This is a genomic window from Furfurilactobacillus rossiae DSM 15814, from assembly GCF_000428925.1.
Classification (GTDB): Bacteria; Bacillota; Bacilli; order Lactobacillales; family Lactobacillaceae; genus Furfurilactobacillus; species Furfurilactobacillus rossiae.
Genome location: NZ_AUAW01000030.1, coordinates 1 through 23,449, shown reverse-complemented (window position 1 = coordinate 23,449; position 23,449 = coordinate 1). Strand labels below are relative to the sequence as shown.

Sequence of the window (23,449 nt, the reverse complement as noted above, 5' to 3'; positions counted from 1 at the left end):
TAGTAATATTAGTGACTTTATGGGGTCTTAAATGCCTGACACGACTGGTCTTCCTATTAATTCGAAATAGTTTTAGTATTTTCATTTTTAAATATGTAATTTTCAAAAGCATTGCTCGTCTTTAAATTTAGAAATTAAAAAACGTCATCACATGATGTGACAACGCTTATTAGACCTATACCTTTTGTATGAACACTGTTTTATGTCTTTATATTTCGCAAAGTGATACAATGTACACAATTTAGTAAATCATTATTTTTATATGTCATGATTTTTACTAGAGTCGTGACATTAGTGATAAAAAGCCCGTCAATATTAGGAATCGACACAAAAAGACCGCCAAGAAAAGTTATTTTTTCTTGGCGGTCTTTTAACATTGTTTAGTTATGTTTCAACAAAACATACATATTTCACTTTAACGAATTAACCAGATTCCCCACGCCACATCAACAATCGCAATGACAACAGCAATAGCTAACATAGTTGGCAGGCCCAGGATTAATGACAATAGCAATAAAATCACATCAATTGTCATGATCACGACGAAAGCGGCAGTGGTCAGTCCTTTACGTTGACGCTTGGGTTGGCCCGTCATTTGGGCTGATAAACGCAGATCCTCAGGCATTTTTTCTTCCGATGTGGATGTTTCTGGCGTGTAATCGAAGTGTTCCAACGGATCTTTATCCATAACGGTCACCCTCTTATTTTTGATGCTGTCAGTTTAACCCGAAAACAAAAAAATAAGATGAATCGCGTCCCATTTCACGCATTTTACGCTCTTGTTAACGTGTTGGTAAGTTAAGATAACACGTTTAAATCTCCGCACAAAACTACGCTTCTTCGCCCCACCACAGTTTGACCAACGCTTGCGTGCCGTCGTTACCCAGATGTTGGTCATCAACCAACTGTTCGTAAAGCTGTTTGGCCGCATCAGTTGCTGGCAGGTTCAAGTGCATTTTATCGGCTTCATCCAGCGCAATTCGCAAATCTTTTAAAAAGTGTTTCGCAAAGAAACCAGGCGTGTAGTCATGCTTGAAAATCCGCGGGACATACGTGTCCATCGACCAATTATCCGCACCACCCGCACTCAAGGTTGCCAACACGTCCGGTAAGTTTAGCCCTGCCGCCTTGGCGTAAACTAGCATTTCGGTCAATCCTGTCATTGTGCCCGCAATCATAATCTGGTTGGCCATTTTAGCATGTTGACCAGCGCCCGCCTCGCCAAACCGGTGGACAGACTTACCAACCTGGTTAAACAACGGTAGTACTTTATCAAACGTGGCTTGATCACCACCCACCATAATTGTCAGAGTGGCATTCTGCGCGCCAATATCACCACCAGAAACAGGCGCATCCAGTGCTGTTACATGGTGCGCTGGCGCTGCCTCCGCGATACGTTTGGCAAGGGTCGGTGTACTCGTCGTCATATCCACAACAATACTGCCAGGTTTAACACCTGCAAAAATCCCGTCATCGTCAAAATAAATGGTCTCAACATCTTGTGGGTACCCCACCATGCTAAAAATCACGTCACTTTGTTCGGCAACTGCTTTCGGATTGGATGCCCATGTTGCACCCTTTGCGACCAATTTGTCAGTCTTAGACTTTGTTCGGTTGTAAACCGTTAGCGTATTGCCAGCATCCAGCAGGTGCTCTGCAATCGCGCCGCCCATAACACCTGTCCCAATAAACCCAATTTTCATATTCGTCCTCCTCACATCGTTCGTTTACAGACACAGTATACGTCCTCAAGTCGGGGGTAGGTCAATCAACAGCGTGCGGCTTTTTTCAAAAGAAAAACAACCTACTTCATTTAGTAGATTGCTTATCAAAAATGCTTAACTTCAAACGAATACTTATTTCAACTTGCGTGGAATCAGATTCCGAACGCCACCCTCCGGCACCTTCATATCGCCATAATAACGTGGAATCAAATGAATATGCGCGTGAAACACCGTTTGCCCGGCATCTGCCCCTAGGTTCATCCCAATGTTATAAGCATCGGGTTGGTAACGTTCGTCCAAAATCTGCTTCATTTGAACAACAAGGTCATCGATGGCGTTTTTCTCATCCTTAGTCAATCCCCACCAATTCTCTACGTGGCGACGTGGCACAATCAAAGTGTGACCCGGATTAACCGGTTTGATATCCCAAAACGCTTTAGCGAAGTCGTTTTGCAGAATAATATCCTTATCCGCTTTTTCGCAAAACGGACAACCAGGTAACGTTTCAAACTTTGTTTCCAAAGTGTTCCCCTCCCGTAATGTTTTTTTCATCGTGTGTTTAGGCAACGTGCTTACGGCTCAAACGACGAGCACGGCGGCGACGATGATTGCTGACCAACAACAGACCCCACAAAATCCCGCTGATAATGATGATAATCGTCGTCCACAGTTGATAACCTTTCACGTGCTCAGCAAAATATTCTAATGTATCGTCGTGGTAATTAGCACTAGCTTGGGTCAACACCTGACTACTAATCAAGTTGACGACAGCATCACTAGCAGCAGTTCCGGCTAATCCAATTGACGACGCCTGCTGATTCACATCATCGCGAACTGCACTTCGCATAGCTGCCGTGTTGAAATCCAAACTTTCACCAGCATACGTTTCCCGTGTACCAGTCTTTAATGTGGCTTTTATCAAATCATCTGTTGCTAAACTCGTTGGTAAGTTTTTAGCCTGCAATTGACTGGCCACTTCTGCGTGCACCCGATTGATGACAGTCGGTGTTTGAATTGCCCCTTCCATAAAGGTGCCGCTTAACACGGTCAAACGGACGATCAGGGCTAACACAAAGATGAGGCCGACCAAAAAGCTCAGGAATCCATGGGGCTTTTTTTGCTTAGTAAATCCCTGTGATACTGGTTGTTGTGGTGATTGCGGTATCGAGCCACGTTGCTTGGCATCATACCGTTGCGTGCGACTCATTGGTTGTTCTTGATTGTTATTTTTCATATTGATAGTTTAGCACATTCTGCTGAAAATGCCCTTTTCGCAAACGTTAAGAATCGCATAAGGACGGCATTATAAATTTAAAATTATCATATAAGAAAATTTTCAACAGTCCGTTTGAAACCCCCGCTATACTTTAAAGCAATTAGAGAGAGTACTACGAAAGAGGGAATTCATATGCATGAATACAAAACAAATCGGGCATTCCGAACGCTCGTTAACGTTGGCATCATCGATCAAATTGGTAGTGGTTTATACAGCATCGTCTTTTTAATCTACGCCGCCTCGCTACCATTCAAAACACTGGCGGTTTCTATAGCCTCCATTGCGTGGGTCATACCCGCCTTAGCAAACATCTTTACCGGATATTTAGCCGACCGAACGTTTAATAAACGACACGCAATGTGGTTCTCGTATTTTGTTCAAACCATCTTATTTCTGATCATCGCATCACTGATTGGGCGTTCAACCAAAGAAGGTATTTTCTTCTTTATCATGGCATTGGATATCATAGCCCGCCTACTTGGTGATTACGGCAATAGTTTATCCACGCCACTTATGAAGCACATCGTCGCGCCAGAACACATGAATGAAGCCACTTCAATCGGCACCGCCATTGGTAGTTTGGTTCAGATTGTGGCCTCAGCGCTAGGTGCCACACTAATCGTCGCACTTCACCATCAGTACGATCTGTTCGCCTTACTTGACGCACTCACATTCTTAGTTGCCGGCGTAATCTTCTTTATCGCTCGTCATCAATATGATCAAGCCGAATCTGACGTTCATAAATCTGTTCTGACCGCTAAAGCGTCTCGCTTGGCAGAAAGCAGTGAAGCAAAAGAAGGCTTTGGCACTAGTTTCAAATTGGCAATGCAAGAATTTACGCAAAACCCTTTCTTATTATTTATGATTGTTGCAGGGTTGGCCGTCAACCTACTAGGAACCGCCATCGATCCATTATCAAACTTGATTTTTCTCCACATGAGCAGCTTTTGGTTTATCAACTACGGTTACACCATCGCCCTGCTCGACATCGTCTTTTCCGTTGGTTCTATTGCGGGGGCAGTGTTCGTTAATGACATGCTTAAAAACACGTCAATGGTCACCCTCCTGGCAGCCTCAATGGGACTGTTAGTACTAGTTGCGATTGACATGTTGACTCTCCACAACCTATGGATTCTGCTGGTCCTTTTCTTCGGCACAGCTTACTTACTAGGCAAAATCAATCCACGCTTCAACGCAGTCATTATTAACACTGTGCCAGATGATCACCTGGCAGCTACCGGTGGCGTCATAAGCACTGTCATGATGATTGGTGCCCCCGTTGGTCAATTTGTCTTCCTGACATTAGCAAATGTTATCAGCATTCCTGTATCCCTCATTATTTATGGCATTAGCTCACTGGTTGTTACCATTCTGATCTTAGTCCGTGGTGCTGGTCGCCTAACTAAAAACGATCCCACGACTGCTCGGTACAATGAAGCTCATGTTTAATTTTTCATACTAGGCAACCACGGTGCAACAGGATTATGAATCTGACTTCAAACAACTTTCGCGAACGTCGCAGCTACGCTCAAATATCTTCGCGTGAAACATGCGCATATGCTAGACAAGGGAGTCAACATTGATACCGAGCCGTGAAGGTAACGTTAATGCGGTGGTTTACCCGAATTTAGGTTACGGACGATCGCAAGTACAACAACCATCAAATTTTCAAACCCGAAACACTTGACCTTTAACCGTAGCGCTTCTATAGTGAATGCTAATTCAATAAAATAACTAACTTGATGAATAACATTAGAAAAGGAGTGGCTACATGTACACAGTTCAAGAAGTCGCCAAAAAGCTCGGCATGACGACCTATTCAATTCGTTACTATGATGATCATGGCTTGTTGCCTTTTGTTAAACGTGACGAAAACAACAATCGGCTGTTTGACGAGGATGCCATTGAATGGGTCAACTTAGTCCGTTGCTTCCGCTCGACAGGCATGCCGATTGCCGAAGTGCACCATTACATCGATCTGATGTTGGCTGGCGATGAGACAATTCCTGAGCGTTATCAAATGATGTTAACGCAGCAGGTCCGTGCCCAAGAACAGTTAGCTGACAAGCAGCGTCAGCTTGCGAAAATCAACACTAAGGTTTCCCATTACGCCAAACTAATGAATAACGATGCTCCCGATGATTACGTTCCTAATCAAGCACAACCTGATGATAATCAGGTTTCTGTGAGCTAAATTAAAGATTAAGTGCCGCACTTTTACGTGCCGTACTTAATCTTTTTTATTATTTCTGATAATTTTTCTGTTATAGTTCATCCCCTGTCACACTTGCTTTCATCCTTATTTTCAATATTCACATAACAAAAAAGTGATAAAAACCATTTGACAGTTATAATAGTTTTGCTTATAGTAATCATTAGAGAAACGAATAACGTTACACAATTCCATTACTGATTAAGCAAAATTGTGAGACATATACGACCCTAATGTCGTTTGCAAAACACACTCACAATTTCCACACGAGGAGGACTGCACATGCTACACATTTACACGATTGGTTCATCAACTTCATGCCGCCGGGCCGTTAAGTGGCTCAAGGATAAAAAGGTTCCTTTCCAAGAACATCCTATCGACACAACAGATAACTTATCCGTCAAGACCCGTGAAAAACTTTCGACAAGCACGGTTAAACAATTCTTGGCCGCTAGTGAAAATGGTTGCGATGAATTATTAGCCCCTCGCTCATTAACCATGCAGGAATTATCCAAAGTGATGGATCTGACTAGTTTAGGCTTAACGGAAATGATCAACGTCATCGCCAAACATCCAAAGATGCTCCGCTGGCCGATTGCGTTTGACGACCACCGTCAAATCTTACAAGTTGGCTTCAACGATGATGAATTTGGCACATTTATCCCACGTAAACTTAGAAAAATGGAACTTAATAATATCCTCTCCCGTTTGAACGGGTAAGAGAAAAGGAAAGTCGCATTAATTGTGGCTTTCCCTTTTTATTTGCGAATAAGCACAATAAGACATGTGTTATCTTTGCGCTGTGAAAACGTTTCATTAACGGTCAACCCTAGGTATGTAAGCAAGGAGTCTAATAAATGTCCTTACAACAAAAAGCAAAACACATGTCAACACGTCATTATAAATTGTACAAGTCTGGCAAGTTTTGGATCACTGCCAGTGTTGCAGTATTTGCCATCGAAGCTGGTGGCTTAACACAGGCCGATGCAGCGACCACAGTTGCCGCTTCGACAATTGAAATTGCACGATTGGCAACTCAGCCTGCTCCTGACCAATCCTCAACAGCTACTTTGACGACACCAAATCAACAGCAGAGTAGCCAATCACCTCAAAACTCACAGGTGAATAGTCAAACAAGCATGACTACGGCCAGCACAACTACTAGCCAAGCAAAGTCTGGGGCAACTGAATCTTCAACCACTTCAACAAGTTTGATTGCCTCATCAGCCGCCTCTGAGAAAACATCCGCTATCATCTCTGATGAGGCCAAAATACCTGCCATTTCGCCCATTAATAGTGAAGAAACAGGGGCACCGTCTGTTACGGCCACTTCTGAAAACAGTCAGTCACCTTCAACACAAGCAACAAGTGTCACCAGTGCTGCCGAATCAAGTGACACCAATGAATCCACGTCAGTCTCAAATCGAAATGCAACGCTGATGGCGACTAGCATTCCCGTAACAACAAACGCCCAAATCATGGCGACCACAGCAACGATAACCGCTGATTCTACTCATGCGGATTCAGATATCGTTGACATTGAAGACGCTCAGCTAAAGCGGGCCATGTTGAACGCTTTTCAAGTAACCTCAGGTGAATTAACTTATGGTGACGTGCGCCACATTACGTTTGTCCACAGTAAAAATGAAATTACAATTCTCCTGATACCGACAACTACTGTGAATCCAATTACGAGTTTAAAAGGACTTGAAGTATTACGCGAATTGCCAGAAGACTGGGGTGTTCAACTGTCGGTGTACCTTAAGCCCGGAGTTTCTTTGGTACCGCTCACAGGACTCCACATGACCTCGGCTTTTGACATTCAACAAGATGGGGCCGGTAATTGGACTGACGCTGATATTGCGGCTTTGAACTCCCTGACGTTTGGGGGACTTGACTATTACTGGGGTATCGAATTCGCTGGGAAAACAACCATGACGAATACCACCGGCTTGCGTGATGACCAAATCCTAAAATTAGATCCAATGTTTACCAAAGCTTCACAGGCAAATCCAGACGGCCTGTTTCTGTCCCTATCTAATCAGCGTCTTTCAGATTTTTCTTACTTTGCCAAATTTTCAAACGTTCGTATTTTTTCAGTGAATAATTATCGTGTCTATACCGATCCAATTCATATCGCTCAAACTGGTGACGACATCAATATCGTGAGCCAGACCATTGGTATCGATGGCAAACCCATTTTAACTGGCTACAAAACTTATAATAGCGATACCCCCATTGTGACGATTGATGGCGATCATTACGTTATCAGTGGCTCAAAACAGTATGCCAACATTGGTTACATCATTATTTCCAATCAGTACGGTGTCAGTGGCTACCCAATGTACACAGCCGTGGAGTACGCCAATGGTAACACCCTGCTTCAAACGGGCATGGAATATTATCGAACGACATGGGGCAACGTCAGCGTTAATTACGTTGATGAAGACGGCAATGTTCTTGCAGACGCACAACACGTTAACGGTGATGTCGGCCGGGCTTATGCCACTACGCCTAAACCAATAGCTGGCTATAGTGTTAGCCGCATTGACGGCAATGCTAACGGAACCTTTACCACCGAATCACAAACGGTCACGTATGTTTACACCAAAGATATTGTTAAGGGTGCTGATGTTCTGGTCACTTATGTGGACCAGCACGGCAATGAAATTGCCCCATCTGAAAAGTTAACGGGAAATATCGGGGACTCCTTTACGTCGTCGGTTAAGCCCGTTGATGGTTACACATTTGATCACGTTGAAGGTAATGAAACCGGCATATTTACGGATGAAGATCAAACCATCACGTATGTTTATACCAAAGACGCCGTTCGCGGCGGCGATGTTATCGTTAAGTACGTTGATATAGACGGCAATGAAATCGCCCCAACACAAACGCTATCTGGCAATGTTGGTGACACTTACGAAACGGTCATTAAACATCTAGATGGCTACACGTTATCAACAATTGACGGTCACGCAAACGGCACATTTACGAATACAGATCAAACAATCACATATATTTATGTGAAAGAAGATGGACAAAATCCATCTGACAACAATAATGACGGCGACGGGAAGCCAGATGTCGATGCACCAGATTCCTCAAATGACGGCAATGGCGATAACCCAACGGTATCTGAAGTACCAGATTATTCAGACAATGCAATTGATAGTGAAACTACAAATCAAATGACACCAGGCCAGTCCGCTAGCTTACTCCAGACCTCTGTTAGTTCTTCCTCCGCTACATCTAACTTGTTAGGCTTTGCTTCTTCTCAAAGTCAGCAGTTACCACAATCGGAAACAGCTAACAATGCAAGTCAGACAGCCGATAACCGCAGTCAAGAATTGCCGAATACAGGCATGCACGAGACTCATTTGGCAGCGATGGTAGGTGCCATACTGCTAGGTTTACTGGGAACAATTCCTTTTTCTAGCAAACGTAAACACGATTAATGTCCGCATTGATTGCAAAACGAACACCTCGAAAACGAGTTATCAAAACTCATTTCTGGGGTGTTCGTTTTATTTCGAATTAAGTTATGCTTTATGCATCTTGGCGTGTGGCCGCAATGTCAACTTCACGGATATTAACTTCCTGCGGCATGTCGTACATAAACTTCACAGTTTCGGCGACATGAACGGGATCAAGGGTGATACCACCCATCGTTTCCTTCCAGCTTTCGTAATCTGACAACGCAGACTTGCTGGTCACATGCGTCAACAATTCCGTTTCAGCAGCGCCGGGCGCAACCATCATGACACGCACGTTTTCGGCTGCACTTTCTTCCCGAATGGTTTCTGACAAGCCGTGAACGCCAAACTTGCTGGCAACATACGCCGCATGATTAACGAACGTTTTTTTACCAGCCAACGATGACATGTTAAGAATCGTTCCATGATGACGTTCACGCATATCATTTAAAACAATTTGAGTGCCATTCAGCACGCCCATCACATTGGTATCCAACATCGTTTGCCATTCTTTACGGTCTTGGTTTTGAACGTTGCCAAGCAACATCAATCCGGCATTGTTGACCAACAGGTCGGTCTTGCCGTACTTGTCTTCGGCCTTACGAATGGCTTTTTCAAACTGATCGTAGTCCGTTACGTCGACCGTGTCGATCATGACATTATCCATGTCCTTAGCAACTTCAGCCAATTTTTCTTCGCGACGGCCCAATAGCAACATTGGATAGCCATCGGCAGCAAACTGTTTGGCAATCTCCTCACCAAAGCCAGAACTTGCACCAGTAATAACAACTAATGATTTCATTTTTAATAATCCTCCAAAATTCCTTTTATCAACGTTTGCAAGTATAATGGGCACATTGACAAAAAGGAAGTACGCACCTTAACGTAACTATGAATTGGAAGGATCAACTTAATTATGCAATCACGTCCCACTACGACTCATCCCCGTTACAGAAACGAATTCGACGCCACGATGCAATTAATTCAGGGAAAATGGAAAATTATGATCATGTATGAAATTGCAGAAACGGGCACCAGCCGGTTCGCCGACTTACAGCATCACATTCGCGAAGTGTCCCACAAGACCCTCACAAATCAGTTAAAAGAACTCGCCGATGATGGTCTTATTGAACGCCACGATTTTCAAACAGCCCAGCCACATGTGGAATATACATTAACCGCCAAGGGCCAATCAATCATTCCATTGCTGGACGCCATTTGCGACTGGGGCGACACTCACATCGATCACGCGCAGATCGAACGCTCACTGTGTGACGAATAATCGCTAACGCGGATAATTCGTTTGCGGTGTAAATCGTGCTTGCCACAGGAAGTCCGTAACCGCGCGATCCACATGGGGATTTTGATGGAGCAGGTAATGGATGACGCTAATCCCGCCAACCAGAGTTTCACTCTGATAACCATCCACCCGGCCGGCCAACATTTCGCCTAGTTTATGGTCGCCCTTAACGGAAACGCCCAAATCACCACCGGTGCCAAACAAATCACCGGCAATATTTAACACTTGGATGTGCCGCGGAAAACGATCCGCGGCTTTTTGTTCTGCTTTACTAAACGTCGTCGCAATATTGACGAACTTAGCGGTATCAGGATAATCTTCACGTTTGTCTGCCGCCTTACCGGTCAAATATTGATAAACAATGTTTGCACCAGATGAATGACCGACCATGTTGACAGTGCTTATATGTTCACGTTGCTTCAGCATCTTCATCACACCAGTTAGCTGCCGTGCCTCACGTGACGCGTGGTGGTTATCCGCAAAGAGCACAAGAATCAGTGGATTCCGTTTACCCAGTGGTCCACGTTTATCAATGGTCGCTTTACCGCTCTTAGCGACGTGAATCGTCCACACCGCCTGACCAATATCATAACGTTCAAGTCGCGCATTCATTGGTCCAAACGTCAGCCAGTTACTGTAGTCACCAGAGACAAAAAGTGTCGGTGTCTTACTGTAAGAAACCTGAACGTGACCCAGTTGCTTTTGCTCACTCGCTTCCCAGCCCATGACGATACCAGCTAGTACTAGCACTGCGCACAAAATACCGATCAGCCAGCGAATAAACCGATCCTGCTTTGCTGGCCGCTGCGGCACTGCGTGTTTTTGTTCACCCATCGGAAACATTCCCCCATTTAATGGCGTAATTATACCGCACCAACTAAACGAAACTATGAACTGTCGCGGGTGCGCTGCGAATCATTGGTGAAAATTAATATTTTGATTGTTAGTCAGATTATTTTCACTTTAGTGATGCTAGTCAAACATGATAGTTCAGTCGTTGAATGCCGCTTGCGGTTGTCGACCGTGACACGCCGTCGTGGGACTGGTTCAAGCCCGCAGTTCACGGTCTTTCACCTCGTCGGCCAGCCTCGTAAAAACCGAGTCTGGCCGACCGTCCGTAACCTAAATTCGGATAACCCACCGAATTAACGTTACCTTCACGGCTTTGTATCACGGTCGACGCCCTCCAGCTCATATAGTAACCAAGTAGTGTAACCACTTCGGTTCTAACAAATTAACGATTTTAATGAGCTGCCCGACACTAAAATGATCACTATCACCTATAGTAGTGAAGCTGGTGCAAAACAGAGTTCCGTGTCGGTAATACTTGGCGGCCAGGGTTTAGGCCGCCTAGTATTACAGGACGAGTTCAGAGACGAGTGGTTTTTTCGGCTCTGAATCGAGGTAGAAGACTCCGGGCTTCAGGAGGCTGAGACCGGTCCCATGGAACGGCGTTTTGTGCCAGCGTAACGGTACAAAGTCAGTTTATCGAATTAAAATGTCATCGAAACTGACAACTGAACGAAAAATTGACCTACTCCTTAGATTAAGGAATAGGCCAATTTTTTAATCTGAAATAAAATCAACTGCGAAAGCGCTACATTTCGGCAATTTTTGAATCGAGGTACCGGCTCAACTTTTCCTTAGGATAATAACCGGACACCTTTTCGACAGCCTTACCGTTCTTGAAAATCACTAAGCTTGGCACGCCCATGACTTTGTACTTTTCCGCAATTGCTTGGTGGTCATCAACATCTAACCGCAAAAAGTTAACCTTGCCATCATAATCGTCTTCTAACTGGCTCAATACTGGCTCTAACATTTTGCAGGGACCACACCAGGGTGCCCAAACGTCTAACACGGACAGCCCGCTAGTCGTTGCCGTATCAATTTCCGTTTGCGTTGTTACATTTTGTGCCATGACTTGCCTCCGTAAAAATTCATGAGGCTAGTATACGCAATCGGACCATCCGTTTGCAACTGTCACTGGTTGATTGCACCAACGTTACTTTTTAATAAACCTGACGCCACATCAACTGATTGTGTTTGACTTCATCAATCGTTTTAGTTCCGGCCAACTGCATCGTGATCTGCAATTCGTGGTTGAAGTGCTGCATGACGGAACGAACCCCGGCGACGCCACCAAGATTTAAGCCGTAGAATAACGGGCGAGCAAACGCCACGAGGTCAGCCCCGCTCGCCAGCGCCTTAAAAGCGTGCTCGCCGCGACGAATACCAGAGTCAAAAATAATCGGCACCTCATGGTTAACGGCTTTAGCGATGACCGGCAACACATCGAAGGATGCTGGACCACCATCCAATTGACGGCCTCCGTGATTGGAAACCCAAATCCCTTTAGCACCAGCGCCGATGGCCAACATGGCATCATCCGGTGACTGAATACCTTTAACAATGACCGGTAATTTTGTATAGCTGGCGATGGCATCAATGTCGGCTAAACTCAGTGTCCGTTTGGCCTTAGCATAAATTTCCATGATGTTTAACCCTTCGCCGCTGTTGTCACTGGCAGAGTAGTCTGCCAAATTCACCATGGGTAACGGGAACGAGAAACCCGTCTTCACATCGGCTTCACGATAACCGCCAAGTGATGCATCAGCTGTTAAAATAATGGCTTTGACACCTGATGCAACTGCCTGATCTAAAATCCAGTGGTTAAAACCATTATCATTACTCATGTATAACTGGAAGAATTGCGGACCACCGTGACCAGCCTTAGCAATATCTGCCACCCGCTCATTTGCGTAAGTCGAAATCGACATGATGCTGCCTTCATCAGCCATCGCCTCAGCGGTTTCTGACTCACCGTTAATGTGCAGTAATCCATGTGCGGCGGCTGGCGCATCAATCATTGGCGTATTAAGTTCCATGTCCCACAGCTTGGTATGCAAGTCTGGATTTTCAAGATTGCGAAGTACCCTGGGGACAATCTGGGCGTGGTCAAACGCCGCGGTGTTTTCACGCATCGTCCACTCTGTTTCTGCCCCACCCTGAATGTAGCCAAACGCACCGGGTTCCATGCGTGCCTTTACCAGTGGTTCCAAACTCGCTAAATCATTGATTTCAAGTTCCTTTTCGTCCTTGCTTGCCTGATATTCAGCCATCGTTTTATCCTCCTGACCGTGCTAACCATCATAATTTTCAACATAGTAATGGTAAAACAAAAGGCCATTCACACGGGTGAACAGCCATTTCAAAATCAAATTTATTATTCAGTTTTTCACTCATCGTTTGTTCGGTTAATAACCTATCCAAAACGTTAGCTGTCGCGCCGCGTTTGCCGAGACAAACGGCGTGATCGTCGTACGTAATGAATGATTAAAGTGATCACAACGGCAATCAGGATAATGAGACCAAACAGCGTTGAAGAAATTTCGATGTTAATGGCCGGAATGGAGATGAATAGCTTAATCGCAATCAACGCAATCAGCACATAAGCCATCGTTTCTAGCTCGGGAATCTTGCGCATCAAGTTCATAATCACTTCAGCAATGCCTCGCATACACAGGATCCCAATTAAACCACCAATTAAAACGATGACAGGATTGTTTGAAACTGCGAGCGACGCAAGCACTGAATCAATCGAGAAGACAATGTCCATGATCTCGATCTGGATGACAACTGACCAGAATACAGAAATATGACCGATGCGCCGCGGTTTAGCGGACGTTGCGTCAGCGTTTGCGGCTTGGCCAACTGGATGTCGTTTCCGTTTGGTAATCAAGTGATGGAAATAGCGGTAGACCAGATAACAAAGGTATAACGCCCCTGCCACCTTGATGATCCAAAACTTGATTAGATACGTCCCAACACCAATAATCAAAAATCGAAACAGATAAGCGCCCCAGAGACCATAAAATAACGATTTTTCACGATCTTTTAGGTTACTCAACGAGGTTGTTTGAGCTGCCAGAACAACTGCATTATCAACTGACAGTAAACACTCAATTAAAACTAATGAACCAATGATCAACCAGTCATTACTGCTGGTCAATACCGCCGCCCAGTTATGGCCGTCGAAAAACGGTCCGTATAGTTGGCTTAATAGGTGTAACAACGATAAAATCCTTCTTTCTTGCTCATAGGAGCGTTGCCGCTATCCAAATCTGGAAAAAGCCTCTGGCAACGGTGCATTAATTGTGACGCGTTTATCACTAAAAGGCAATATCAAACTTAATTTAACCGCGTGCAAAAGCATCCGTTGGTGTGAAAAGCTTTCGGCATTCGGTTGATACAACGGATCACCAATAATTGGATGCCCATTACCGGCTAAATGAACCCGCAACTGGTGCGTCCGTCCCGTTTTGAGTGTTAATGACACTAGACTTGCCGTTGACGTAGTATCGAGCACTTCATATTGCGTTAGTGCACTCTGGGCATTTTCTCCATTAATCATTCGTTTGCGCCGGTCTTCAGGATTACGGCCAATCGCATCAGTAAACTCCCCAGTCGCTTGTTCGAAATGACCACTCACCCACGCCTGATAAGTCCGCTGAATGTGCTTATCGCTGATCTGCCGGTCTAGAATCGGGACAACTAATGGCGTTTTAGCCACAATCATCGCGCCGCTCGTCGCCATATCCAAACGGTGAACCATCCAGGGTTGCACCTGTTGAGGCGCCAACTGTGTCGTCAAAAAATTCATCACAGTCCCTGCCTCATCCGTACGATTTGGGTGACTTTTTACACCGCTTGGCTTATTGATTACTAATAATTGATCATTTTCAAACAGAATTGGCAACGTCAGGTGATCATCGGGAAGGTACGTTTGGACCGGTGTTTGCAACTCGTCGGCGCGGACTGTGAGTGTGACCACATCACCAGTGACAACGTGTGTATTGTAGGGACGATAGCTGTTATTAATGCGCACATCTTCGCGCACTCGCAGATAATGTTGCAACCGTTTAGGAATTAACCACAAACGGAGCAACTCACGAATATTCAATCCTGCTTCTTGATCGGTCACAACTAGTTGCGTTGTCCATTCATTTTGATTCACCATTGCCAAACCCAATCACCCTCCTTCTTCAACATTAACTTTCTGACGTTTTCATTGGCCTGTTGCCGTTACGCTGACCAGAAACGCCGTTCCACTGGGACCGGTCTCAGCCTCCTGAAGCCCGGAGTCTTTAACCTTGATTATGAGCCGAAAACCACGTCTCATAAGTCATCCCGCAACACTAAGCGGCCAAATTCATGCCGCTAAATGTTGCCGACACGGAACTCTGTCTCTGGTCAGCTTCACTACTGTCACAAATAAGAAACAGTAGCAATTCGGTTCCTAGGATTACCTATTGTTAAAGACTGCTGATAGTCTATGAAACTTACTACTATATTAGCTGGAGGGCGTCGACATTGATACCGAGCCGTGAAAGTGGTGTTAATTCGGGATGGTGTTACCGAATTTACACCACGGACGGTCGAAAAGACTCCGATTTTCAGGAGGCTTGGCGGCGAGGTGAAAGGCTCCGAACTTTGGAGGCTTAAACCGGTCCCACGGCGAGCGTGTCAATGTCGACAACCGTAGGCGACATTCGATTAATTTTACTAATATCCGATGTTAATAAACTGTTCTTTTAGTCTAACCCAGTTGTAAACAAACCGAGCGTTTAATTTTACTTACTTTTTGTAAGTTTTCGAGTATAAATCTGTGCATTTTTCAAGTAGCAGTCTTAACATTCTAAATGAGCACAAGATATTTAATGAATTGGAGATGCACGTTATGGCAAAAATGATTGCTGGGCAAGCATTAGTAAAGGTATTGGAAGATTGGGGCGTTGACCACGTTTATGGAATCCCTGGTGGTTCTATCAACCATACAGTCGAAGGCCTGTACCTTGAAAAAGATAAAGTACAGTACATTCAGGTTCGCCATGAAGAAGTCGGCGCCATGGCTGCGGCCGCTGATGCTAAGTTCACCGGCAAGATTGGGGTCGCCTTTGGCTCTGCGGGTCCTGGTGCAACCCACCTCTTCAACGGACTATACGACGCCAAGATGGATCACGTACCTGTTTTGGCGCTCGTTGGGCAAGTTGGTCAACCAGTCATGAACACCAACTACTTCCAAGAAATGGATGAAGACCCAATGTTTGCGGATGTTGCTGTCTTCAACCGCACAGTTACTACAGCAGAACAACTGCCTTATGTTGTAAATCAAGCGATTCGTGAGGCTTACCGGAACAAGGGTGTTGCGGTTGTAACGATTCCTGAGGACTTATCTGCCAAGAAAATCGACTACGAAGCCGCTAAGACACCAGTAACAGTATCTAACACGTATAAACAAGTGATTGATCCAAAGGCTGTGAGTGACACTTTGGCGATGATCAAAGATGCCAAACACCCTCTGCTTTACATTGGGACAGGTTTAAAGGGCGCTCGTGAAAAATTGGATGCCGTTTCTGAACGCTTTAATATTCCTGTCATTTCCACTGTACCGGCAACTGGTGTAATGGAAACGAATCACAAGAACTATCTGGGTACTAACGGTCGTTTGGGTGGCAAACCTGGATTTGAAGCCATGCAACATGCTGATTTGGTTCTCTTCATTGGTTCCGAATATCCGTTTGCACGCTTCTGGCCGAAGGACGTCAAAATTGTCCAAGTCAACGATAATTCATTTGATATTGGGAAAGTTGTTCCAATCGACTACGCTGTGATTGCGGATGGCAAGACCTATCTGCAAGCGCTACTCGACACTGGTGAATCACTGCCTGAAACAGACTGGATCAAGGAAAACCGCATCAACCGTCAAAACTGGTTGAAGTGGTTGGACGATCGCGCCAACGATGACAGCAAGGGTCTTGAACCCGAAGCCGTTATGCGTAAAACACGCGAACTCGCTGGGCCAAACGACACGTATGGTGTTGATACTGGGAATGTTTCTGAATTTGCCGTTCGTGGCGTCAAGATGACAGAAAATCAGAAGTTTGCTATTTCTGGACTGTTTGCCACAATGGGCTATGGCATTCCTGCCGGTTTGGCCGGTGCCTTAAGTGTTCCGGATGGACAAGCATGGAGTTTTTCTGGTGACGGTGGCTTCTCAATGGTCGTTCAAGACCTGATCACTGAAGCCCGTTACGAATTGCCAGTCATCAACATCGTCTTCTCGAACCAGCGTTTCGGATTCATCTGGTATGAACAACAAGAAACTAAGCAACACTTCTACGGTGTCGACTTAACCGATGCTGATTGGGCTAAGGTTGCTGAGGGACTGGGCGCTGTGGGCATGACAGCCACTAATCTTAAGGAACTAGATGCCGCATTTGACCAAATCAAACAATTGAAGGCCGCTGGCAACAAGAAACCAATCGTCCTCAATGCTGTAATCGATCCAAAAGATCCCGTAGCCGCAGCATTTATGCCACTTGATCCAAAGCAATTCGGTCAAGACACAGTTGATGAATTCGCCAAGCACTACGGTATCGACACGAAGGCACAACCTTCTCTCGGTGAGTTACTGCGCGGTGAATAAACCTAGTTTAAAATTTCAATGATAATAATCGTCACGATGTTCGTTGAGACTTGCGAACATCGTGACGTTTTTTAGTATCATTCCTAATTTTCGCGCATTTGTCCTAGAAGCCCTCTTTTATCAATGAAAATCAGAAATTCAGCCCATAAATTCGCGGTTTTGGCCCCACCAGCAAACACAAAATGTTATAGTTAACTGGATATCTTTTTGAGGTGAGTGCATGAGTTACACGATTCACACAATCGAATCTGCCGATTATCAGGCCGCCGCTGAACTTTTAAAGGCGGCTTTTGCATCGTCAAAAAAGACGATCGACTTTGATGACCAGTTAGCCACGCTCCGTTTGGAACGCACTTATCTGCCCACGTTTGAGCTTGTCAGCAAAGATGCGTATGACAACATTGTCGGGTATGGCACGATTTCAGATGCCTATATTCAGGGCCAGCCAACCGCCAAATTAGCCATTCTGAACCCATTGGGCGTGCTACCTGACTTTCAGAAACAAGGCATCGGCCGGCAACTGGTTGATGAGCTTGAACATCGCGCGTTTGTCCGCGGTTACCAAGCAATTATGACTACAGACTGCCCAGACTACTTTGCCCTTTTTGGCTATGATTTAGCTGGCCATTTCGACATTTGTGACGCTCAAACAGCAGCAAGCAAACTGAGTCTTCGCGAGTTGCGGCCTGGAGCGTTGCGGCATACAGCCGGCCTACTGATGCACTCACCGGCTCTCAACCATAAAACTGTTGATGACAAAAACATCGATACTGTTGAATAAAATGATTAATAAAGTAGGGAGTTTTGAACATGGCAAAAGTGACAGTTGAAGAAGTAGCAGACCATTTAAGACAGACCATGGGCCATGTCGCCACCAATGAGAATACGTTATTGCGGACACGAGCAGCTGCCCACATTGGTGCTTACCAGCTAAGCCTGACTCAATTACAAATTCTGCAATTTTTACTTCAGAGTGATGAGGCCGTCACTAACAGCATCTTGGCTGACCACTTTGCCATCTCAAAACCCGCTGTTACAAAAGCGCTCCGTAAGCTCAACAAAGAATTGTTAGTTGATACTAAAGTTAGTGAAACAGATCGTCGGGTCACGACATTAGCGCTCACAGGTGATGGCGTTACCCTAGCTCGTGAATACCAGGAGATTGACCGTGAAATTAATGAAACATACCTTGGCATTGCACAAAAATTCAGCAAGGGAGATCGCAAAACAATCCTCAAATTTCTCGAAACTGTTGAAGGTAGTTTAAACCAGGGACAACCTTTCTAAACCATTGCTCATTCTGATTGAATTCGTCACAAACATTGCTGTCAAACATAAAACATTCAAAAAGATTGCTTAAACAATTCGTTTAGGTAATCTTTTTTTGCGGACTCATTATTAAATTGTTCATCTTTTACCCATCCGTTGTGACCAGAATTGTGTTTTTAAGCCCCACTGTCGGCCGATAAAAGATAAAACTTGCCACTATGTGTGATGGATGATGTCATCGCCACTCATTGGAATCTCAATTGTATACAAGCCAGCCCCATGCAATCTATAAGTTTTGGGAATCGAACGTCTAACACAGACTTTATTAGAAAAAGATGATAAAATAAGAATTTGATTAGATATTCTTTTTAAATTCGAGGGCATAACATGCGGTTAATTCAAGCGTTCCTATCATTTTGGCGCAACTATACTAATTTCCGTGGTCGGGCAACGCGGATAGAGTTCTGGGGTTGGCAATTTTGGCAAGTTATTTTTATGCCGCTCTTTTTGATTCCAACGACTTATTCTATCCGAGACTTCTTATCTTCAATCGATGCTAAGCAAAATGGTTTATCATTTGGATTATTAGTAACCGTAGCAACTTCATCCTTGCCACTCCTCCTACTGCTAATTGGCTATGCGGTCATCGCTTTAATTCCTTCTTTAGCCTTATTTGTACGTCGCCTACACGATGCCAATCGCTCTGCAGGCTGGCTGGTTTTAAATGTCGGTGTAGATATCGCTTTGTTAATTACTTACACGATCACGCGTAGCCTGAATGCCGACATGGCACTCATTTTTGCGAGTGCTACGGCGACGATTTTTGTTCTACTGAGTACCGGCTTCATTTACTTGTTACTACTGCCAAGTGAAACAAAGCATAACCGGTTCTTCCCTACCAGCGTCACGCCGCCCACCGCAACACTATCGTTATAAAGGAACTCGTTTGACCGTGCTGTCATTAATTTTATTAAGGTTCGTCACGTTCGTGTTTGGACTGTCATACGACCCGCTCACCCGTGGTACAATTTAGAGCAGAGTTTAGCTTGAATTTTCTGGAGGTGGCGATAATGTGGCGCCAATATCTTGAACCAATTCACGTGGCAGTCATTTTGTTCCCACTTTTAGCGATTGCCATGGCCGTACCGCTATTTGCTTACCACTATCATCGTTATGGCGCGATTTCACGTTGGCAGGTCTTTGTAAATTATAGTTTTTATTTTTATTTACTGTGCGCCTACTTTCTCATTATTTTGCCGTTACCATCGCGGGCTTCTGTGGCCGCATTAACGACACCAACACACAACTTTCATCCCCTGCTGGTGTACTATACTTTTAAAGCCACCGGGTTCAGCCTTCATAACGCCGCAACTTGGATTCCAACGTTACACACAGCAGGATTTCAACAGCCTTTTTTCAATGTCATGCTGACCATTCCGTTTGGCTTTTATCTCCACTACTATTTCAAACGCGGTTTCTTCACAACCATTATCTTGTCATTTTGTTTAAGCCTGTTCTTTGAAGTCACTCAACTAACTGGTTTGTACGGCTTGTACGTTCGTCCCTACCGTCTATTTGACGTTGACGATTTACTCCTTAATACGACCGGTGGTTTCATTGGCTGGCTGGGTGCCCCATTGTTTTCTTGGTTACTACCTAGTAAGGAGCGAATTGAAACAGCAAATGCCAAACGTGCGCATCAGGTTGGTTTGTTACGAAGGTTCACAGCTTTCGTCATCGACATGCTGTTCGTCGGTACATTCACCGGCATTTTCATGATTGGTGGCCTCGCCTTTGATCACGATCCAAACATGTGGCTGTTGCTAGTATTGGGTTTGTTGCTCTTTGTGTTCATTCCACAGGGGCTTTTCAAGGGTACTACAATTGGCCTGCGCGCTGTCTACCTGCAAGTTAAGGCAACCAACTGGCGCACCGCATCATGGTTACAGGTGATCATTCGAAATTTGGTTATTTATATTCCGCTTATCTTAATTGGCCTTGGTCTACAGCATATTTTTAATATTCACGGTCAATTAACGTCGTTTGGACTAATTGGTACGTTTACAGTATTGATGATCCTCATCTTCATGGTGGATATCGTTCTTGCAGCACTAATGCCAACGTATCCACTATTATTCGAGCGGCTGAGTCACACGACAACCATATCTTCGTTTGTTACTGATGAGCAACCAACTGCTCCCGTCCGCAAACAATCGACACCTAGTTCACCAAAGAAGAACTACACAACTCGTTCTGAACGCCATCAATCACGTTAAGGAGTTTCCATGTTTTCATTATCGCAAGTGACTAATTTTCTAATTTTCTTTCCAGCACTTATTTTTATTATGGCCGTAACCTTGGCTATCTTTGGTTATCGTCATGATCCCCGACGTCTTTTGAATTCTTGGTATCTCGTCGTCGGAGCCGTTATTTTACTGGGCATGCCAATTATTTTATTGGCATCACTGTCAGACACTCATCACATTGGGTGGCGAATTCTCAGTGGACTAGCTTTCTTGGCCCTCACACTTGGTTTATTTGATTGGGTCATGTTGATCAACTGGCATTTTCGACCATTACGGCGTCATTTTCGCACGTTAACCATTTTTGCGATCATCCTTGGACTTGCGCTGGCTGTCCTCCCTTTTATTCCAGCTCACGTCTGGCCTACCGACTTACTGACACCAATGAAGTACGTCAACACGGCACTCACCCTGTTGGGTGCTTACATGTGTATTACGATCGCTGACTTCCTCGTGGCCACTTGGACTTACCCGCGTCAGACAAAACTACACGGTGAACATTACGTGATCGTCCTTGGCAGTGGATTACATCATGGCGATCAACTGTCTAAACTATTGAAATCACGTGTGGACACGGCGATGCGCGTCGGCAGTATTGCCAAAGACGAGACTGGTGACTGGCCAATTTTGATCATGTCCGGCGGTCAGGGCGCTGATGAAACCGTCAGTGAATCCTCGGCCATGGCTGCCTACGCGAAGGAAAACGGTTATCCCGCCGCGGCGATCCGTTTGGAAGAAAAATCAACGAGTACGTTTGAAAACTTTCAATATTCACTCGATGTCATTCATGAGCCACATCCAACAATCGAATTCGTGACCAATAATTTTCATGTCTTTCGTGCCTCAGTGTTCGCTGCAATGCTCAAGTTAAACAGTCGTGGCATTGCTGCGCCAACACGGTCACATTACTATCATCGCGGTCTCATTCGAGAATATGCAGCCCTGACGTGGTTACACAAAACACGCCATCTATTAGCGCTGATTCTGATTATTGTTCTGACAATTGTGATTCCATGGTTCTATGGATAATAGGACTATAAATGATTTTATTCTGAATTTTTGAGGCAAATTATGCTGACACCAATTGAAATCAATAACAACTTTGAGTGGGTCGATGTCCAGGATGAGACAGCTGCTGAGCACCGGCGCCTCATTCAGAGTTACAAGCTAACCGAAGAAATGTACGGGTACGCAACCGACCCTAGTGAACGCGCACGCATCGAATTTGACAAGGAAGCAGGCATTTCACTGATGATTTTTAATGTCATCACTGATTTGCCTGATGATTCCCCTGAAGCAGCTACGGCGCCAATTGGTTTTCTATTTAAAGGCAAACGGGTGTATACGTTTACCAGCGGTACCACGAACTATGTGCATAATCTGGTTATCAATTCCAACTCAGCGTTAAAACTGCCACCCATCGAACAGCAACAACCAATCGATGCCATTTTAGGGTTGATGTACAAATTGACAACGACTTATTTGGACAAAATCAATCGGATTGATCGGCGGCGGGCAGAAATTCAACGGAGTTTGAAAACCAATCCTGAACACAGTGCCATTAACGAACTCATGGACCTTGAGACAAGTTTGGTTTACTATCTGACTGCGTTAAAAACCAACACAGACATGCTTAAGGATCTGCAACGGACCCCAGTCGTACCGGTCAATGCAGATCAAAAGGAACATATTACGGATATACTAGTTGAATCTCAACAAGGACTAGAAATGGCACAAATGGCTTCCGATGTGGTTGAACGTGTGTCAAACGCCTATTCAAACCTTATTGATAACAGTCTGAACAACACAATGAAATTTTTGACAGCTTACTCCATCATCATGACTGTGCCGACCATCGTTTCTGGTTTCTTTGGTGAAAATGTTGCGTTGCCGTTTGAACACAATCCCTATGGCTGGCAAATCACCATTCTGATCATGATTGCGCTTGGCACCGTTGTTTATCTCATTTTGAGACACTACCGTTTTTTTGACCGGTAGATGGATGATCCTTTTCGTCACCACAATAAAGAAGACTTCATGTTGATAGGATGGACATGACCCAGTCAAGTAAACAGTCGAAATAATATAAATTAACTTGCTTTGCGAACGGTCTGATTCCGATATTCATTCGGAGTCAGGCCGTTTAGTGTTTCTTGCGGACGACCATTGTTATACCAGTCGATTCCAGCGTCGACTAAGGCGACAAGTTCTTTGAACGTGCCGGCCGGTCGTAGATCAAACCATTCATCTTTGATATGACTCCAAAAGGTTTCCATGGCGCCATTATCAATAGGTTTACCACCACGAGACATACTGTGTGTGATGTGATGTTGACGTAATTCTAAGTCATAGATTCGAGCTGTATACGCAGAACCACGGTCAGTATGTAACAGTGGTTCT

23 protein-coding genes are annotated in these 23,449 nt (G+C 44.8%); 12 read left to right on the top strand and 11 right to left on the bottom strand.

All coding sequences use genetic code 11. The annotated features are described in order from the left end of the window. Positions 1–415 precede the first annotated feature (415 nt). The 4 genes from G400_RS0112565 to G400_RS0112550 all read right to left on the bottom strand — a co-directional run bounded on the left by G400_RS0112565 (position 416) and on the right by G400_RS0112550 (position 2,958). Positions 416–688, bottom strand: coding sequence for a hypothetical protein (locus G400_RS0112565; RefSeq protein ID WP_017261441.1), 273 nt, complete (start codon positions 686–688; stop codon positions 416–418). 142 nt (positions 689–830) lie between these two features. Beyond that, positions 831–1,703, bottom strand: a complete 873-nt coding sequence (locus tag G400_RS0112560; protein ID WP_017261442.1) for an NAD(P)-dependent oxidoreductase — start codon at positions 1,701–1,703, stop codon at positions 831–833. 153 nt (positions 1,704–1,856) lie between these two features. Next, entirely contained in the window at positions 1,857–2,246 is a 390-nt protein-coding gene (locus tag G400_RS0112555; RefSeq protein WP_017261443.1) for an HIT family protein, read from the bottom strand. A 37-nt stretch (positions 2,247–2,283) separates the two neighbouring features. Further along, the gene (locus tag G400_RS0112550) at positions 2,284–2,958 is read right to left on the bottom strand and encodes a hypothetical protein (RefSeq protein WP_017261444.1); all 675 of its coding nucleotides are present in this window, start codon (positions 2,956–2,958) and stop codon (positions 2,284–2,286) included. A 174-nt stretch (positions 2,959–3,132) separates the two neighbouring features. Between G400_RS0112550 and G400_RS0112545 the strand changes: the two genes are divergently transcribed. The 4 genes from G400_RS0112545 (at position 3,133) to G400_RS15910 (ending at position 8,670) form a co-directional block, all read left to right on the top strand. After that, positions 3,133–4,449 (top strand): MFS transporter, encoded by a 1,317-nt coding sequence (locus tag G400_RS0112545; protein WP_017261445.1) that lies wholly within the window; start codon positions 3,133–3,135, stop codon positions 4,447–4,449. A gap of 322 nt (positions 4,450–4,771) precedes the next feature. Beyond that, on the top strand, positions 4,772–5,194 hold the full coding sequence (locus G400_RS0112540) for a MerR family transcriptional regulator (protein WP_017261446.1): 423 nt from the start codon (positions 4,772–4,774) through the stop codon (positions 5,192–5,194). A 300-nt stretch (positions 5,195–5,494) separates the two neighbouring features. After that, positions 5,495–5,932 (top strand): Spx/MgsR family RNA polymerase-binding regulatory protein, encoded by a 438-nt coding sequence (locus G400_RS0112535; RefSeq protein WP_017261447.1) that lies wholly within the window; start codon positions 5,495–5,497, stop codon positions 5,930–5,932. A gap of 137 nt (positions 5,933–6,069) precedes the next feature. Next, on the top strand, positions 6,070–8,670 hold the full coding sequence (locus G400_RS15910; protein ID WP_017261448.1) for a MucBP domain-containing protein: 2,601 nt from the start codon (positions 6,070–6,072) through the stop codon (positions 8,668–8,670). 91 nt (positions 8,671–8,761) lie between these two features. Here G400_RS15910 and G400_RS0112525 read toward each other — a convergent pair whose 3' ends face one another. Beyond that, entirely contained in the window at positions 8,762–9,490 is a 729-nt protein-coding gene (locus G400_RS0112525) for an SDR family oxidoreductase (protein WP_017261449.1), read from the bottom strand. 114 nt (positions 9,491–9,604) lie between these two features. On the opposite strand from G400_RS0112525, the gene G400_RS0112520 reads away from it, so the two are divergent. After that, a complete protein-coding gene (locus tag G400_RS0112520) occupies positions 9,605–9,970 on the top strand; it encodes a winged helix-turn-helix transcriptional regulator (RefSeq protein ID WP_017261450.1) in 366 nt (121 codons plus the stop codon). Between the two features lie 3 nt (positions 9,971–9,973). On the opposite strand, the gene G400_RS0112515 is transcribed toward G400_RS0112520, so the two are convergent. From G400_RS0112515 to G400_RS0112495, 5 genes are all read right to left on the bottom strand, one after another. Further along, the gene (locus G400_RS0112515; RefSeq protein ID WP_017261451.1) at positions 9,974–10,822 is read right to left on the bottom strand and encodes an alpha/beta hydrolase; all 849 of its coding nucleotides are present in this window, start codon (positions 10,820–10,822) and stop codon (positions 9,974–9,976) included. 763 nt (positions 10,823–11,585) lie between these two features. Then, positions 11,586–11,909, bottom strand: a complete 324-nt coding sequence (trxA, locus tag G400_RS0112510) for a thioredoxin (RefSeq protein WP_017261452.1) — start codon at positions 11,907–11,909, stop codon at positions 11,586–11,588. A 91-nt stretch (positions 11,910–12,000) separates the two neighbouring features. Beyond that, positions 12,001–13,110: a lactate oxidase gene (locus G400_RS0112505; protein ID WP_017261453.1), complete on the bottom strand. Its 1,110-nt coding sequence runs from the start codon at positions 13,108–13,110 to the stop codon at positions 12,001–12,003. Positions 13,111–13,265: 155 nt separating this feature from the next. After that, positions 13,266–14,063, bottom strand: a complete 798-nt coding sequence (locus G400_RS0112500; protein ID WP_017261454.1) for a TerC family protein — start codon at positions 14,061–14,063, stop codon at positions 13,266–13,268. Positions 14,064–14,102: 39 nt separating this feature from the next. Next, positions 14,103–15,008, bottom strand: coding sequence for an RluA family pseudouridine synthase (locus tag G400_RS0112495; protein WP_042655288.1), 906 nt, complete (start codon positions 15,006–15,008; stop codon positions 14,103–14,105). Between the two features lie 720 nt (positions 15,009–15,728). Here G400_RS0112495 and spxB point away from each other — a divergent pair. The 7 genes from spxB (at position 15,729) to G400_RS0112460 (ending at position 23,047) form a co-directional block, all read left to right on the top strand. After that, entirely contained in the window at positions 15,729–17,477 is a 1,749-nt protein-coding gene (gene spxB, locus G400_RS0112490; protein WP_017261456.1) for a pyruvate oxidase, read from the top strand. Positions 17,478–17,697: 220 nt separating this feature from the next. Beyond that, a complete protein-coding gene (locus G400_RS0112485) occupies positions 17,698–18,258 on the top strand; it encodes a GNAT family N-acetyltransferase (RefSeq protein WP_017261457.1) in 561 nt (186 codons plus the stop codon). A gap of 29 nt (positions 18,259–18,287) precedes the next feature. Continuing rightward, positions 18,288–18,764, top strand: a complete 477-nt coding sequence (locus tag G400_RS15905; protein WP_017261458.1) for a MarR family winged helix-turn-helix transcriptional regulator — start codon at positions 18,288–18,290, stop codon at positions 18,762–18,764. A gap of 369 nt (positions 18,765–19,133) precedes the next feature. Continuing rightward, a complete protein-coding gene (locus G400_RS15395) occupies positions 19,134–19,682 on the top strand; it encodes a DUF805 domain-containing protein (RefSeq protein WP_017261459.1) in 549 nt (182 codons plus the stop codon). A 134-nt stretch (positions 19,683–19,816) separates the two neighbouring features. Continuing rightward, positions 19,817–21,022: a VanZ family protein gene (locus G400_RS15390; RefSeq protein ID WP_017261460.1), complete on the top strand. Its 1,206-nt coding sequence runs from the start codon at positions 19,817–19,819 to the stop codon at positions 21,020–21,022. 9 nt (positions 21,023–21,031) lie between these two features. Then, on the top strand, positions 21,032–22,078 hold the full coding sequence (locus G400_RS15900) for a YdcF family protein (RefSeq protein WP_017261461.1): 1,047 nt from the start codon (positions 21,032–21,034) through the stop codon (positions 22,076–22,078). Between the two features lie 42 nt (positions 22,079–22,120). Next, on the top strand, positions 22,121–23,047 hold the full coding sequence (locus G400_RS0112460; RefSeq protein ID WP_017261462.1) for a magnesium transporter CorA family protein: 927 nt from the start codon (positions 22,121–22,123) through the stop codon (positions 23,045–23,047). A gap of 92 nt (positions 23,048–23,139) precedes the next feature. Here the strand turns inward: G400_RS0112460 and G400_RS0112455 are convergent. Further along, on the bottom strand, positions 23,140–23,449 hold a 310-nt coding region (locus tag G400_RS0112455; protein ID WP_027827216.1), incomplete at its 5' end, for an integrase core domain-containing protein.